Below are 16,180 nucleotides of genomic sequence, written 5' to 3'. Positions count from 1 at the left end.
CTGTTTAAAAAGTCATAAGATTAGTCACTGGTAGGAATTAATCTAACGTATTTATTTATCTGCGTAATCACTGTTTTTAGTCTGTTTCAAAACAGTAGATGTTTTATCTACATAACGCATTTGATAACGCATTTAGAATACCAACATGACAAATCCCTCCTTCTTAATTACAAATTTTTAGCATCTAATTTAACTTCAATTCCTATTATACAAAATTTTAAGATACTGCACTATCAACACACTCTTTATTTTTTATATAGTTCCAATCAAGAGCAGTCCCTCAATCGTAATCTCGGTCAGCTGGCTCAAGTCCAACTTGGACTGGTCCACTTGGAAAAAGAGGGGCGTCATGTCTGCCAAGACTTGGGCATGTTCTAGGCTAATCGGCAAGGTCCGACTGACCAGTACTTGCTCCACCTGCCCTAGGTAAGACTTGAAATGGTCCACGATAGCCTGGTTATCATAGGACTCCTTGCGGAGTTGGTCTTTAGCTAAATGGCGGAGCTCCTTGAGGTGATTGGGTCCTGGGACCAGCTTGAGAATAGCCCCACCAACTTTCAGCACTCTGGCAAATTCCTGGTAATTAGCTGGGGAAAAGATGTCCAAGATGCCGTCAATTGTCTTGTCTTGAATAGGTAACTTGGTTAAGTCACCGACAAACCATTTGACCGACTTGGTCCTGTCAGATTTGGCTGCCAAGAGAATGGAGTCCTTGGAAATATCAAAAGCAAGAATGTCCAAGTCCATTTTCTCGGCTAACTTACGGGAATAAAAACCCTCTCCACAGCCGATGTCCAAGACAGACCGCAAGCCCAGCTCTGCTATTTTCCCCTCCAAAGCTTCATAGAGATGGTCGTAATAGCCTGCCTCTAAAAAGGCCTGGCGGTTTTCAAAGCTAGACTTGTGGTAGTTGGCGGACTGCTTGACTTGGGGTGCCAGGTTGACATAGCCCTGCTTGGCGATGTCGAAGGTGTGGCGGTTGGGACAGCGGAGGCTGTTGAGGTCAAGACCAAGAGCCTGCCCACAATGTGGACAGGCGAAAAATTGGTCGCTATTGGCAAAATGTTGGTGTTTGGTCATCTTATTTGTATTCTTTTCTAAAGCGGTGCAGGGCTAGGCCTGATAGGAGCGTGGCAATGGCTCCTGTAAAGACCAGCAAGTAGCCGACTGGAATGAGGTAAAAATTTTCATGCAGAATGCCCTTGGCATCGACATATTCGACTGAGTTTGCCTTGATGACAAAGCAGACGAAGCCGAGAAGCATGAGAAAACTACCAATAATGGTAATGGTCAGGTGCATCTGGGTACGGCGGCCTTCGCGACCGTCTTTTACAAGTTTTTCTGTCATGTTGTTCATGTCAGTTCCTCCTAAGATAAGGTAATCTAAGGAGATCAAAAAGACAGAGGACATGAGAATCAAAAGTTCCAAGTCGGGCAGATTTTTGTCATTTTCCCAGTTGGAAACAGCCTGCCGTGTCACATTGAGTTTGAGGGCAAACTGTTCCTGAGTCAAACCTTTCTTTTTTCGTAAGTCTTTGATTTGCTGTTCAAAGTTCATTTCTTTCTCCTTTCAGGGAGCGGGACAGAACTCGAAAAATGAAAAAGAGTTCGTCGTCCCGCCCCCGCACAGTTGATTAGGCCAGATTTGAAGTGTGCAACACGAACAAATCTGCCAATCAACCACTGCGCTGAGATGTTGACACCACCTTCGAGAAGTGATGCTAATCTCTATACTTATCTTAGCTTCTTGGTCGATGTTTGCCAAGAAAGACTGGCTTGCTCTGGACTTTTTTAGCGAAAGGTGGTCTTGCTAACTCCGCAAGACTGGCTTGCAATCCTGTTCTATCAAGGGTTTGAGCCTCTTGTCAACTTCCTGTCAACCTAGCCCATCTGCTCGGATAATTCTTCCCATTCTTCCATGAGGCTTTCTTGTTGACTGGTCAGTTGGTCGATTTCTTTCTGGTGATTGGTCAGCTGACCGATGTCGTTGGTTTCTAGCATGGCTTGGTTGAGCTCGCTTAAGCGGTTTTCGATGCTATCGATTTCTGCCTCAATTTGCTCGATGCGGCGAGCCAGTTTGCGTTGCTCTTTTTGGTTTTCCTTTTGGGCTTGGTAGTCCATGGCTCCGGCTGATTGGCTGGTACTTTCTAGCTGGTCAGGCTGGGCATCTGCTTCCTGCTCTGCCTTTTTCTCCAAATAATAGTCATAGTCGCCCAAGTAGAGCGTGGAGCCAGTTTCCGAGATTTCCAGGACCTTGGTGGCGACGCGGTTGATGAAATAGCGGTCGTGGCTAACAAAGAGCAGGGTGCCGTCAAAGTCAATCAGGGCATTTTCCAGCACTTCCTTGCTGTCGATGTCCAGGTGGTTGGTCGGCTCGTCGAGGATGAGGAAGTTGTTATTTTCCATGGATAGCTTGGCCAAGAGCAGGCGGGCTTTTTCCCCACCCGATAGCATGGACACAGACTTTTTGACGTCATCACCTGAGAAGAGGAAGGCTCCAAGGCGGTTGCGGATTTCCACTTCAGGTGTGGTCGGAAAGGCGGACCAGAGCTCCTCCAAGACCGTGTTGGAAGGCGTCAGGGCCGACTGGGTCTGGTCGTAGTAGCCCACTTCCACATTGGCACCGAGCTTGGCTTCCCCTTTGATAAATGGCAGAGCTCCGATGATGGACTTGAGCAGGGTTGTTTTTCCGATACCATTCGGACCGACAATGGCAATGGCATCGAGTTTCCGTTGGTCAATTGAAATAGGCTGGGAAAGAATGTTTCCATCGTAGCCCACCGCAGCATTTTCCACTGTCAAGACGATATTGCCAGAAGTCTTGTCCGACTGAAAGGTCATGTTAGCAGACTTCTGACCAGCTGTCGGCTTGTCTAGTCGCTCCATCTTTTCCAACTGCTTACGTCTAGCCTGAGCACGCTTGGTGGTCGAAGCACGGACAATATTTTTCTGAACAAAGTCTTCTAACTTAGCAATTTCCTTCTGCTGCTTCTCATAGTTTTGCAATTCCGTTTGCAACTTCTGCTCTTTGAGCTCGACAAACTGAGAATAATTACCCACATAGCGATCCAAGGAATGCTTGGTCAAATCCAGCGTCAGCGTCGCCACCTTGTCCAAGAAATAGCGGTCATGGCTGACGATAATCAAGGCTCCCTTGTAATGCACTAGGTAGTTTTCTAACCAAGCAATGGTTTCAATGTCCAGGTGGTTGGTTGGCTCGTCCAGCACCAAGAGTTCTGGACTTTCAAGAAGCATTTTTGCTAGAGCCAGTCGAGTATTTTGACCGCCAGAAAGTTCGGAGATTTTCATGTCCCACATGGTCTGGTCAAACTTGAAACCGTTCAAAATAGCACGAATATCCGCTTCATAGTTAAAACCACCTGCCTGACGAAATTCCTCTGACAGACTATCATAGGTTTTCATGAGCTGGTCGAGTTCATTACCAGACAGACTCCCCATTTGCTCTTCCATAGACCGCAGGCGTTTCTCCGTCATCCGCAGGTCGTCAAAAACATGAAGCATTTCATCGTAAATGGTATTTTCTGACTGGAATCGACTGTCCTGTGCCAGGTAAGAAAGGGACAAATCACGCTTGGTTGAAATGTCACCGCTAGTCGCCGCCTCTTCTCCGACAAGGATTTTGAGCAGAGTAGACTTGCCTGCTCCATTTTTTCCGACAAGGGCAATCCGATCCCGTTCATCTACTTGAATGTTGATATTGTTAAATAAAACTTCGCCCGCAAAGGAGCGCTCAATCTTGTTTCCGCTTAGTATAATCATAAAAATATTATACCAAAAAAATCAGCACAAGGCTGATTTGATTTCACTATTATACCAGGGATTGAATAAGCTCCCTATTCTGCCAGATCAGATAAAGACCGCCACCAATAATGATGAGCATGATGACAAACTTAATCACACCTTTGACAAATCGGATAAGCATCATCAAAATCATAGACACAATTAACCAGCCCCAAGCCGAAGAATTAAGCAAGGTCTGCATGCTCTCCAAGCTCGCCCCCGTCCATGCCTTGATAGGTTCTGGAATTTTATCAAACCAGCTGCTATCTATACCGATTTGCTCCATAATGGAATGACTGGTCGATTGTAACCATGCAAAAATCCCAGCATTATAGAGAAAGAGCAAGGCTTGCTCTGGGTAACGTTTTATTGTGTTTGTAATTGTTCGAAACATATTTTCCCTTCTATTCTGAATACAAGGCCACTACGGCATCAATATCTGCCTGCTGAATACCATGATTAGAACCGGCCGATTCCATAACAGAAGCCTGACTATCATCATGATCCAAACCAATGGCATGACCCAATTCATGTTCAGCTGTATGGATAATTCTGTCCATATCATAGCCATACTCTTCATTCAAGAGATAATAACTATTCAAGCGAACTGTCACCGAGCTATAATAATTGGTCAATAAGTTGGTCGTTGAATTAGCCTCACCTGCCGCCTGGGTATTCCCATCATTCATCTCAGTAGCAATAATATCCGCCTGATTTGGATCTGTGGTAAGGACTAGGGTAAAGGCACCGGTCGCATTCCAATTGGCAATAGCCGTTTCATAGGCAGCTACGAATGTTGGATTTTGGGTTTCAATATAGACAGTCGCAGTATTGGTTTCCCAACGTCCATGGTCAGCTGTATTAACCGTATCAGTAGTCAGATGTTTGATGGTATCAACACCCTCTTCAATACTGACCTCGGATTGACCTTTAACCATCAATTGTACTTCCTGAGCCAAGGTTTGTAGCATCTGAGGCGCAGCTTCCTGTTGAAAATAGAACAACAGCCCCAAACCACATGCGATTAAAACCATGGAAAGCCAAACCAAGCTCCAAACCGTTCGCCAGATCCATTTAAAAATTGAAGCAAAAAATTTCATACACTATACCTCTCTCTAGAAATAGATTTCAGTATAGTCTTATTTTCTGAAATTTTTCTTAAATGCTAGGACAATCTTTCTTCTAATTTAAAATCAATGGGCAACCAAGCCAAGACCTTTTCAATCTGTTGGTTCCAATAATACCACTCATGTTTACCTGGTCCATAACTAGCTTCTATATCAAATCCCTGCTCCTCCAGCTCTCGAACTGCTTTTTGATGCCCTTCAAAGAGAAAATCTTCCTCACCACACCAGGCATAGAACTTGGTTTTCTTGTCCGAAAATCTAGAAATATTAGTCAGTAGATTTGGATTTTCTGGATTATCTACATCCCCAAAAACACCCTTCCAATAGTCAGGACTACCTAATTCCAAGGCAGATGGACTGGTAAAATCAACCTGCAAGGCTCCTGAAAGTGAGGCTGCGTAAGAAAAGCGATTGGTCATCATGGCAATCTTGAAAGTCCCATAGCCCCCCATAGACAAGCCAGCAATGAAATTCTTCTCACGCTTGTCAGACATATTTGGGAAAAACCGCTTGAGGATTTGAGGCAACTCAATCGCTATGGCATCATAATAATTCATACCATAGGTGGTGTTGGTGTACCAAGCCTTGTCCGTATTAACCATAACAACAATCAGATTAGTATAACGAACCAAGCGTTCAATAGTCGACCGATTGAGCCAGGAATCCTGATTTCCTCCCATCCCGTGCAAGAGATATAGGACAGGAATGTCGTTATCATCAGGATTTTCCACACGATTTCGGTCGGGATATAAAACCGTAACCTGTCTGGACATATCCAAAACTTCTGAATGGTATTCAATTTTCATGATTGCCATATGTTTCTCCTTATGTAGAAAGAGCCTGGGTTGCCCTGGGCTCTTTGCATTTATAAAACTCTATTTCACTTCCATAATCACCGGCAAAATGGCTGGGCGACGTTTGGTTTGGTCAAAGAGGAATTTAGCTAAGTCATCGCGAACAGCACTCTTGAGTTCTGTCCAATCAAAACTATCCTTGGTGAAGTAATTTTCCACCGTTGCATTGACCAAATCTGATGCCTCACGCAAGATATCCTTGCTCTTCTTGACATAGACAAATCCGCGTGTATTGACCTTGGCCTTGGAAATGATTTTCTTCTCACGGCGGTTGACAGTGATTGCCACGATAAAGATACCATCTTCTGAGAGAATTTTACGGTCACGAAGGACAATATTTCCAACATCTCCCATGGCATTTCCGTCAATCATGACATCACCAGCAGGAACCGCTCCGCTATGGACAAAATCCCCATCTTCATAAGCCATGACATCCCCACGCTTGACGATAATAATATTCTCTGGGAACATGCCGATTTCAAGCGCAGCCTTGGCATGAGCATCTAGCTGACGGTACTCCCCTTGAACTGGGAAGAGATACTTAGGACGGAGGATGTTGAGCATGAGCTGCAGATCACGCGCATTGCCGTGACCAGACACACGCAGGTTTTTGGTAATGGATTTGACCGTTCCACCAGCCTTGTAAATCAAGTTTTCAACACGGGCAACTACCGCCTCTTTGGAAACACTTGGTGTCGTAACGATATAGACTAAATCACCTTCCTTGATTTCGACATAACGGTGGCGACCAATGGCCATCTTACGAAGCCCGTTCAGTGGCTCACCCATCCGACCTGTTTCCAGGATAATCAATTCATGGTCTTCGTATTTGCCCATATCCTTCGGCTTGACCAAAAGACGTTCGCTAACCAATCGAAGTTTTTTCAATTGGATAGCCGTACGGACAATATTTTCCACATCGTGCCCCGTCAAAACAACGCGGCGACCTGTAGCCTCAGCCGCATCAAAGATTTGTTGGATACGGACAATATTACTTGCCACAGCAGCTACAATCACACGACCTTCACAGTCTGCAATGGTATTGAGAATTTCTTCCCCAGCTTCATGCATACTAGCTGACTGCACATTGCTATCTGCATTGGCCGAATCTGACAAGAGAGCCAATACACCTTCTGAACCAATTTCAGCCAGACGACCAAAGTCTGTCCGGTAGTATTTATCCGCAGCCTGATCAAATTTGAAGTCACCAGTATAAACGATATTTCCTTGGTCTGTCTTGACTACAATTCCCAAACTTTCAGGAATAGAGTGAGTTGTCTTAAAGAAAGATACAACTGAATCACCAAAATCAATCTCAGTCGCTGCATTGATGACGTGGAAATCCTTGAATTTCTTGGTTGCATTATTGTTCTTGACAATCAATTTCGCCAATTCAATGGTCAGGTGTGAGCCAAAAACAGGAACTTTCACTTTTTCTAAAAGATAAGGCAGGGCTCCAATCGAATCAGCGTGACCATGTGTCAGAAAGACCCCAGCTACACGGTGCTTGTTTTCTTCTAAATAATCAAAGTTGGGAACAACTACATCAACACCCAACTGTTCATTTTCTGGATACTTGGCACCAGCATCCATGACAAAAATATGCTCATTTACTTCGGCAATGTAAAGGTTTTTACCATTTTCTCGTACACCACCGAGAGCCATGATTTTTATGCTACTCATTTTTTCTCCTTTTAGACATCCCACAGGTGTCCAGTTTATTTTTCTTACCAACGGTCCTTGGGTGTTCCAAGTCGAATTACAGTCTGCTAATTATCGTCATTTAGTTTTTCTTTTATTACTTCGTTAACTCGCCTTGCCTAACTCCAGTTATGCCTGCGGCTCGTTGCCTAGTACTAAAAGTAAACTAAAAGACTATATTTTAGCTATCGCTTCTATTATACATTTTTTCAGGAAAATTTACAAAAAACTCTGCTGAAATTCAACAGAGTTCTCCCATTTAATCAATAACCATGTCCCCTATGTTCCCACTTTCCACCAGCATTACGCACTAAAATCCATTTCCAATCCCGATGAATACTATTTGGTTCCAAGGTTGGTTCTGCCCCTTCAGCGGCTACCTTGAAAGAAGAGGTTAACACTATAGCCTCCTCTGCACCATAGTTTTCAGCCCAGTCATCAAATAACTTTTCATCATCGCCACCATATCCAATGGTCAATAATTGGCAACTCTTAAAATGCTTATCAAAGTAATCTTGAACGACAACTACAGCATCCTGAATTTCTTTTTCCGAGTATAATTCCGATGCTTCCATCGGCTCAATCTTTGCCTGATAAGCTGCTCCTGTCCGACATCCTACCAAAAATAGACAACAAAACAGACTACAAATAGCTAAACATTTTCTCATCTTTGTTACCCCAAGTCAACAATCGTTGCTGAAAAGCCAATCTCTTCTACAAAACGCAAAACATCTTCTGTCTTTACAAAAATCGTTTTCGTATTAACATTGGGGTGGAAGGTTAGAATGGGTTCAGAAAGGATTTCTTTATCAAAAAAGACTTGAATATCCTTATCAACATTATGTAACAAGCCAAAAACAGATACCGCACCCGCAGGCAAGTGCATTTTTTCCATCAAGCTATCGCTCGAGGCCATCCGAATACGGTTTGCCCCGACCAAATCCCTAAATAAGTCCATATCCAGCTGCTTCTGGTCATCCATGATCAGTAAATAAAATGCAGTCTTTTTCTTATTAGTCAGAAACATGGACTTGGTCCGTACTCCTTCTAACCCTTCAATGTAAGAGTCTGCTTCCTCAGTTGTCCGAGCTGGTGGATGCTCTACAATGGTGTAGTCCATTCCCAAGTCAGCTAATGTTTTAAAAACCAATTTATCCATGATAGCACTCTTGCTATATTTAGTATATTATACTGCTTTTTAACCGAAAATTCAAAGGATAAGAAAAGCCTGGATTGCTCCAGACTTTAGTCAAACTGACTGCCCTATTTAATAATCAATCTTCCCAATACTCCTCAACATTTGTCACGCTCTGAGGGATACCAATTAACTGAATATCAAATTTTAAGGACGGTTCTACTCTTGAAGAAGCATTGTGAATGCGAAAACTGATAGACCAACCATTATCCATAATCAACTCCAGAGTATTTTTAGAACCTCTCTTGTAGTCTAAAGAGAAAATTCTTGTTGGTAAAACAGTTGACAAGCCCTTAACCCTTGTCTTTGGACGAATGGTTTGATAATTGATAGATAAGGTATCGTTTAAGTTAAATGCCTGAACAATCGTTTTCCGTTCCTTATCCTTTGCTATTACTTTATAAAAGTCTTTTCGTCCTAGTAGATACTCAATTAGAAGTTGGGGGACATCCTGATGTTGCTCGTATAATCGAAGCAACTCAAATTTAAAAGCTTCAAGAACAGGTAAATAAATCTCCACTTCTTTATTTTCAAACATAGTCCATTTATGCTGCTCAGCTTTATCAAGGTGCTTGGTTTCATCCCTCAAAGTTGCTAACCTAGTGAATACGGGCTTAATGGCTTCAAAGTAATCGTTAGAAACTGGAAGTCCCAACCATTTCAAACCAAAATCTATGTCATTGGATAGCCTAGAATGTTTTAGGGCATGATGATTATGTTTACAAGAAATCCCAATCTCCCAATCAGTTTCACCTTTGATAAATACAATATCCCTAACATCACCATCTCCACCACTTTTATCAACTAAAATGGATAAGGTTACTAATTCCTGACCATTAGACAGATTTGGTTCTGCCTTTAGAATGGTAGTTAGACTCGCCTTAGCCGCTTGGAACATATCTTCTTGTAAAACGCTATCTAATTTTTGGAAATTATCCCGTGCAGTTAGATAGGCCTTGCTCTCTTCAATTTCACACCTCATCCCCAACTCCGTTAAAGCCTTGTAAAAAGTTGTAATACAAGCATATTCAAATCCTTTTCCTTGTACTGTCTGCTTAGCCATTTCTACTACTCCTATATTTTTACTAGCTTTATTATCCCACAATAGTTTCTACTGGCCAAGTTTATTTTTTTTTGTTATACTTGTAAAGTATATATTCAGTTGGGAGTTCTTATGAAAAAAACAGACAAGCAATTCATATCTTCATCCACCTTCACTGTGGAAGAAATTGAAGAAATACTACAGGCGAAAATCAAGGAAGAAACTCAAAAAGTCGAAGAGGCCATTACGCAAGAGGAAAAAGATAAGGAACAAGCTATTATTGATACTATTCAATACGATGAAAGTAAAATCAATATTGTTTCTCTCTTTAGTGGCTGTGGTGGACTTGATTTAGGTATCGAATTAGCTGGCCTTGTTGCTCAGTACGGTCAGGAAAAAGCCTATCAACTATTCCAATCAAAGCTGTCCTATGATAGTCACAGAAATAAGCTTATCAATTTCATTTTTTCAAATGATTTATTTGAATCAGCAAATCAGTCTTACCTGAAAAACTTCCCTCATACGATTTACAAAAGTTCTAAAAATATCCAGAAAGTTTCCCTTTTTCCAAAAGCTAATATCATGCTCGGAGGATTTCCTTGCCCAGGCTTTAGTGTGGCAGGTCCACGCTTGCTTGATGATGAGCGTAATTTTTTATACATTCATTACATCCGTGCACTCATGCAGTCAAAACCTGAGTTCTTCATTGCAGAAAATGTTAAAGGTCTAATGACTCTCGGAAAAGGAAAAGTGCTAGAACAAATTACAGAAGACTTTGCAGCGGCTGGCTATGTCGTTACTGCCCACCTTGTAAATGCACGAGATTATGGAGTTCCACAATTAAGAGAACGTGTTTTCATTATTGGTGTAAGAAAAGATATTCAGAAAAAATTCAACTATGTCTATCAACTGCCACCAGCAACACACGGACCAGAAAAAGAAGCATATGTCACACTCAAAGATGCCATCGGAGATTTACCTCTTGAACCGAGCGATGTCTTTGATTCAACATATTCTTCTATATATATGAGCCGTAACCGTAAGAAATCTTGGGAAGAACAGAGCTTTACAATCCAAGCCAGTGCTAGACAGGCACCCCAGCATCCCCACGGATTGCCTATGAAAAAAATAGACAAGGAAACATGGGTATTTCAAGGAAACCATAATCGTAGACTATCTGTCAGAGAATGTGCTCGCATTCAAACCTTTCCGGATTGGTTTGAATTTTCTAATGGAAATAAAGGAAATGTGACAGAGAACCATCGATTAAATGAACAATATAAGCAAATCGGAAATGCAGTCCCTGTTGTTCTTGCTGAGAAAATTGCCAGACCTATTATCGAATTTTACTACAAAAATCTACTATAAAAAATAAGAATCCTGCTACAAACACAGGATTCTTTCTTTACCTTTATTGACACATAAACATCAAACTAATCAAACAACTTATAATAATCTTCCAGCTTCATCTGGGACTTCTCTTCGCTAGTCTGGTCTTGGATAATCTGACCATTCTTCATGACAATCAAGCGATTGCCGTGGCGAAGCGCATCTTCCATCTGGTGAGTAACCATGAGAGCTGTCATTCCCTTGGTCGCAATCAACTCATCCGTTAAGTGCATCAGGGATTGGCTGGTTTTAGGGTCAAGGGCTGCGGTATGCTCATCCAAGAGCAAGAGTTCTGGTTGCTTCAAGCTAGCCATTAACAAACTCAAGGCCTGTCTTTGCCCACCTGATAAAAGCCCTGCTGGTGTGTCCAAATGCTTTTCCAAACCATTTCCCACTCTCGGCAAGAGCTGGGCAAATTCTTCCCTTTCTTGGACCAATCTACGTGGCACCAAGCCCCGCCCCTCACCACGATACTTGGCAATGAGCATATTTTCTGCCACTGTCATCCGCGGAGCAGTTCCCATTTTAGGATCTTGGAAGACACGAGCCAGATACTTGGCCCGTTTTTCAGCAGGCCAGTTGGTCACATCCTCACCAAGTATGTGGACCGAACCACTTGTCAAGGGCAGGGTACCAGCAATGACATTGAAGAGGGTTGATTTCCCAGCACCATTGCCACCTAAAATAGTAATAAAATCCCCTTGGTAGATGGTCAAATTGACATTGTCCAAAATCACGCGCTCTTCATCAAAACCGTTGGTCACCACCTTGGTGGCATTTTTTAATTCAACAATTGCTTTCATCGTGACAGGCTGGCTCCTTTCAAGACTTTATTTTTCAACTCAGGAACCATGAGGCAGACTGCCAAAATCATAGCTGAGAAGATACGGAGGTAGCTGGTATTGATACCGAGGGAGATAACCACCAAAATCAAGAACTGATAGAAAATGGCACCCACTGCAATGGCCAAGAACCGTTCCAACATGGTCAAATTTCCATATAAGACCTCACCGATAATCAAGCTAGCCATCCCAACTACGATGACCCCGATACCACGGGATACATCCGCATAACCTTCTTGTTGAGCAATCAAGGCACCCGCAAGAGCAATAATCCCATTAGAAAGAATCAACCCAAGCAGTTCCATTCTGCTAGTATTGATACCAAAACTGCGAGCCATATCTGGATTATCCCCCGTCGCGATAAAGGCTTGACCCAGGCGAGTATAAAGGAAGAACATCAAGGATCCAATGACTAGGGCAACACTTCCCAAACCAAGCAAAAGACCATTTACTTGCTCGGAAAAGGGAAGCAAGTCCTGCAAGCGACTGGTATTTAGCAAGCCTAAATTTGCCCGACCCATGATAAAGAGAATAATGGAGTGACAGGAAGACATGACCAGAATACCAGCTAAAAGTGTAGGGATTTTCCCCTTGGTATAGAGCAAGCCCGTAATCAAGCCTGCCAAACAGCCTGCCAAAACGGCTGCTAGGGTAGCCAAGACAGGATGAACTCCCTGGGTCAATAAGGTTACTGCAACTGCTCCTCCCAGCGGAAAAGAGCCCTCTGTCGTCATATCCGGGAAATTCAAAATCCGAAAGGTGACGAATATTCCCATTCCTAGTACAGCCCATAAAAGAGCCTGTGATACTGTTGATACAATCATAACTTTCCTTTGTTTTATTCGATAACCTTGCTTGCCTTATTGATAATCTCTTCTGACAAGCTGATACCTAATTCTTTTGCAACTTTCTGGTTAACAACGACCGTACCTTCATTGAAGATTTGGACTGGTGTATCCGCTGGATTGGCACCATCAAGAATTTTCGCAGCCATTTTACCTGTTGCCACACCCAAGTCATATTGGCTGAGGGTTACAGATGCAATACCTCCACCTTCGACCATGTCTTCTACACTAGTGAAAATCGGAGTTTTCGTTTTATTTGCCACAGAAACAACTGTTGAAAAGGCAGAAGCAACAGTATTGTCTACTGGTGTGAAGAGAACATCTGTCTTACTTGTTGCCACTTCTACTGTAGAGGCTAATTCATTACTTGATGCCACTGCATACTCCAGAACGGTATAGCCAGCTTCTTCCGCTGCAGCCTTAAATTCCGCTACTTGAATTTTTGAATTGTCTTCGTTTGAAGAATAGAGGACGCCGATTGTTTTTGCCTCTGGTGTGATTTCCTTGATGAGGGAAACAGCGTCTGCTACAGGTGTCTGGTCAGACACACCAGTGATATTCCCACCAGGATTTTTCAAGTCTTTTACCAAGTTGGCACCAACTGGGTCTGTTACCGCACCCATGATGATTGGCAATTCAGTCGTTGCGTTTGCCAAACCTTGTGCAGCTGGTGTCGCGATACCGATTAAGAGTTCATTACCATTGTCCACCAATTTTTTACTCATGGTCTGTACCTGTGACTGGTCAGCCTCAGCATTCATAAAATCAATGTCCAAATTATCCGTCGTTGAATAGCCTCCCTCTTTCAGTCCATCCTTGATCCCCTTATAAATCTCATCTAGTGAATCATGGGTTACGAACTGAAGAACCCCAATCTTAACTTTCTCCGTTGATTTAGATGAATTGCTCTGCTCTTTTTGTGTCATAAACAAAGCAGCAACTACCATAACAGTAAGGGCAACAATTGTAGCAAGTAAGTTTTTATTTTTCAACATATTCATTCTCCTCGTAAAATACATAATATTCAATTTCTACGTCTTCAAAATTTTATTCCACCATCGCCATCGTTTCATCTTGATTACCTCGTAATTTCTATCATTGTCAAAGTAGAAGGTCATTATCTGTATTTCATTTTTCATTTGAACGACAATCTACCAAGACAATGGAAAAGCCCCCGCATACTGAAAAACAGTATGCGAGGGCGTCAATGACACGGTGCCACCTCACTTATGGGATTTGTCTAGAATCCTCCCATATCTCATCTCCTCTAACAAGGAGTTGCACTGTAAGGTGTGCGGACCGAACTATCATTGTTTTAAGTTCTTTTACGTGACTGTTTTGGTCGATTACTTCGTTAGCTCTCCTTGCTATACCACCACAAACAATCCTTGTGAATTTAGGGCATTTTAGGACTAGGCAGTCGAGTGAAGGCAGTACTGGTGGTACGGCAAGCACGACTAACGACGTCATAAAATAGACATAAATACACATCAGCCCATTTCATAAAACTCCGCCACCTGTTCTCAGCACCACAGGCTCCCTGAAGACTTCTGCTTTACTACTTCTTCTGATTACAGACGATTATACGGTATCAAAATCACTTTGTCAAGACTTTTGATTAAATTTTCTGAAAATTTTTCTACTCCCATTCTGCAACTCTCATCAAAAAATCAACGAAGTGTGATATACTAGACAGAGTTAGACCAGTTAGAAAGAGGAACACCATGTCTTTTGACGGATTTTTTTTACATCACATGACAGCTGAATTGAAAGCCAACCTAGAAGGCGGGCGGATTCAGAAAATCAACCAGCCCTTTGAGCAGGAAATTGTCCTTAACATCCGCAGCAACCGCCAGAGCCATAAGTTGCTCCTGTCTGCCCACTCTGTTTTCGGACGGGTTCAGCTGACCCAGTCGGATTTTACCAATCCCAAGGTGCCTAATACCTTTACCATGATTTTACGAAAATACTTGCAGGGTGCTATTATCGAGGATATTCGCCAGTTGGACAATGACCGTATCTTAGAATTTTCGGTGTCCAATAAGGACGAGATTGGCGACCATATCCAAGCAACCTTAATTGTGGAAATCATGGGCAAGCACAGCAATATCATCTTGGTGGATAAGTCTGAACAGCGGATTATCGAAGCTATTAAGCACGTAGGTTTCTCGCAAAATTCCTACCGGACCATCTTGCCAGGTTCCACCTACATTCGTCCACCGGAAACACATTCTCTCAATCCTTATGCGGTGTCTGACGAGAAATTGTTTGAAATCTTATCCACACAAGACTTATCAGCCAAAAATCTCCAACAAGTCTTTCAAGGTTTGGGACGGGATACAGCTTCTGAACTAGCAAGTCGCTTACAGACAGACCGCCTCAAGAACTTCCGTTCCTTTTTTGACCAGGCTACACAGCCTAGCCTAACGGACAAGTCCTATGCTGCTCTGCCATTTGCCAATAGCCCTGAAAACCAGCCACACTTTGAGAGCCTGAGCAGTCTGCTGGACTTCTACTATCAGGACAAGGCGGAGCGGGACCGAGTGGCCCAACAGGCCAATGAGCTGATCAAGCGGGTGGCCAGTGAGCTGGAGAAAAATCGCAAAAAGTTGGTCAAACAGGAGCAGGAATTGGCGGATACAGAAGGTGCGGAGTTGGTGCGGCAAAAGGGTGAGCTCTTGACCACCTATCTGCATCAGGTGCCCAATGACCAGGCGAGTGTGACCTTAGACAACTACTATACGGGCCAGGAGTTGGAGATTGAGTTGGATGTGGCTCTTACTCCTAGCCAGAATGCCCAACGTTATTTCAAGAAATACCAGAAACTCAAGGAGGCGGTCAAGCACTTGACCAGCTTGATTGAGGAAACCAAGACGACCATTGTCTATCTGGAGTCCGTTGATACCATGCTGGGACAGGCGAGTTTGGCAGAAATCGATGAAATCCGTGAAGAATTGATTGAAACAGGCTACCTCAAACGTCGTCATCGTGAGAAAATCCATAAACGTCAGAAACCTGAGCCTTACTTGGCAACGGATGGAAAAACCATCATTCTGGTTGGGAAAAATAACCTGCAAAATGATGAGCTGACCTTCAAAATGGCTAAAAAGGGCGAACTCTGGTTCCATGCCAAAGACATTCCAGGCAGTCACGTGGTCATCACAGACAACTTGGACCCAAGCGACGAGGTCAAGACCGATGCGGCGGAGTTAGCTGCCTATTTCTCCAAGGCAAGGCATTCTAACTTGGTTCAAGTCGATATGATTGAAGCCAAGAAACTTCATAAGCCAACAGGTGGCAAACCTGGTTTTGTGACCTACCGCGGTCAGAAGACCCTCCGTGTCACCCCAACTGAAGACAAAATAAAATCCATGAAAATCTAGT

The 16,180-nt window shown here is 43.1% G+C and carries 16 protein-coding genes; 2 read left to right on the top strand and 14 right to left on the bottom strand.

Features of this window, described 5'->3' with window-relative positions:
* Positions 1 to 51 precede the first annotated feature (51 nt).
* The 11 genes from C1G49_RS04900 to C1G49_RS04845 form a co-directional block, all read right to left on the bottom strand.
* The gene (locus tag C1G49_RS04900) at positions 52 to 132 is read right to left on the bottom strand and encodes a 23S rRNA methyltransferase attenuator leader peptide ErmL (protein WP_032501554.1); all 81 of its coding nucleotides are present in this window, start codon (positions 130 to 132) and stop codon (positions 52 to 54) included.
* A 120-nt stretch (positions 133 to 252) separates the two neighbouring features.
* Positions 253 to 1,080, bottom strand: a complete 828-nt coding sequence (locus tag C1G49_RS04895; protein ID WP_105117451.1) for a putative RNA methyltransferase — start codon at positions 1,078 to 1,080, stop codon at positions 253 to 255.
* Position 1,081: 1 nt separating this feature from the next.
* Complete coding sequence (locus C1G49_RS04890) at positions 1,082 to 1,558, bottom strand: DUF3955 domain-containing protein (RefSeq protein ID WP_105117450.1); 477 nt, start codon at positions 1,556 to 1,558, stop codon at positions 1,082 to 1,084.
* A gap of 323 nt (positions 1,559 to 1,881) precedes the next feature.
* The gene (locus tag C1G49_RS04880) at positions 1,882 to 3,780 is read right to left on the bottom strand and encodes an ABC-F family ATP-binding cassette domain-containing protein (protein ID WP_105124833.1); all 1,899 of its coding nucleotides are present in this window, start codon (positions 3,778 to 3,780) and stop codon (positions 1,882 to 1,884) included.
* Between the two features lie 49 nt (positions 3,781 to 3,829).
* Positions 3,830 to 4,195, bottom strand: coding sequence for a hypothetical protein (locus C1G49_RS04875; protein WP_105124832.1), 366 nt, complete (start codon positions 4,193 to 4,195; stop codon positions 3,830 to 3,832).
* Between the two features lie 10 nt (positions 4,196 to 4,205).
* Positions 4,206 to 4,901: a M57 family metalloprotease gene (locus C1G49_RS04870; protein WP_105124831.1), complete on the bottom strand. Its 696-nt coding sequence runs from the start codon at positions 4,899 to 4,901 to the stop codon at positions 4,206 to 4,208.
* A 65-nt stretch (positions 4,902 to 4,966) separates the two neighbouring features.
* Complete coding sequence (locus C1G49_RS04865) at positions 4,967 to 5,743, bottom strand: alpha/beta hydrolase (protein ID WP_105124830.1); 777 nt, start codon at positions 5,741 to 5,743, stop codon at positions 4,967 to 4,969.
* Between the two features lie 60 nt (positions 5,744 to 5,803).
* Positions 5,804 to 7,465 (bottom strand): ribonuclease J, encoded by a 1,662-nt coding sequence (locus C1G49_RS04860; RefSeq protein ID WP_105117431.1) that lies wholly within the window; start codon positions 7,463 to 7,465, stop codon positions 5,804 to 5,806.
* A 281-nt stretch (positions 7,466 to 7,746) separates the two neighbouring features.
* Positions 7,747 to 8,151 (bottom strand): hypothetical protein, encoded by a 405-nt coding sequence (locus C1G49_RS04855; protein WP_105117429.1) that lies wholly within the window; start codon positions 8,149 to 8,151, stop codon positions 7,747 to 7,749.
* A gap of 5 nt (positions 8,152 to 8,156) precedes the next feature.
* Positions 8,157 to 8,642: a prolyl-tRNA synthetase associated domain-containing protein gene (locus tag C1G49_RS04850; protein WP_105124829.1), complete on the bottom strand. Its 486-nt coding sequence runs from the start codon at positions 8,640 to 8,642 to the stop codon at positions 8,157 to 8,159.
* 115 nt (positions 8,643 to 8,757) lie between these two features.
* Positions 8,758 to 9,783 carry a HaeIII family restriction endonuclease gene (locus tag C1G49_RS04845; protein ID WP_161942084.1) on the bottom strand — a complete coding sequence of 342 codons (1,026 nt, stop codon included), beginning with the start codon at positions 9,781 to 9,783 and terminating at the stop codon, positions 8,758 to 8,760.
* A gap of 69 nt (positions 9,784 to 9,852) precedes the next feature.
* Between C1G49_RS04845 and C1G49_RS04840 the strand changes: the two genes are divergently transcribed.
* Positions 9,853 to 11,088, top strand: a complete 1,236-nt coding sequence (locus C1G49_RS04840; RefSeq protein ID WP_105124827.1) for a DNA cytosine methyltransferase — start codon at positions 9,853 to 9,855, stop codon at positions 11,086 to 11,088.
* Positions 11,089 to 11,153: 65 nt separating this feature from the next.
* Here C1G49_RS04840 and C1G49_RS04835 read toward each other — a convergent pair whose 3' ends face one another.
* From C1G49_RS04835 to trpX, 3 genes are read right to left on the bottom strand one after another with little or no spacing between them, the layout of a single operon-like run.
* Positions 11,154 to 11,912: an ABC transporter ATP-binding protein gene (locus C1G49_RS04835; protein WP_105124826.1), complete on the bottom strand. Its 759-nt coding sequence runs from the start codon at positions 11,910 to 11,912 to the stop codon at positions 11,154 to 11,156.
* On the bottom strand, positions 11,909 to 12,775 hold the full coding sequence (locus tag C1G49_RS04830; protein WP_105124825.1) for an ABC transporter permease: 867 nt from the start codon (positions 12,773 to 12,775) through the stop codon (positions 11,909 to 11,911). Before C1G49_RS04830 ends, C1G49_RS04835 begins: the two co-directional genes overlap by 4 nt.
* A gap of 14 nt (positions 12,776 to 12,789) precedes the next feature.
* Positions 12,790 to 13,791, bottom strand: coding sequence for a tryptophan ABC transporter substrate-binding protein (gene trpX / locus C1G49_RS04825; RefSeq protein WP_105124824.1), 1,002 nt, complete (start codon positions 13,789 to 13,791; stop codon positions 12,790 to 12,792).
* A gap of 729 nt (positions 13,792 to 14,520) precedes the next feature.
* Here trpX and C1G49_RS04815 point away from each other — a divergent pair.
* Entirely contained in the window at positions 14,521 to 16,179 is a 1,659-nt protein-coding gene (locus C1G49_RS04815; RefSeq protein WP_105124822.1) for an Rqc2 family fibronectin-binding protein, read from the top strand.
* The last annotated feature ends 1 nt before the right edge of the window (position 16,180 follow it).

The organism is Streptococcus suis, from assembly GCF_002960625.1.
Taxonomy (GTDB): Bacteria; Bacillota; Bacilli; order Lactobacillales; family Streptococcaceae; genus Streptococcus; species Streptococcus suis_T.
The sequence above is the reverse complement of the archived record's forward strand: the minus strand, read 5'-3'. Positions and strand labels throughout refer to the sequence as shown.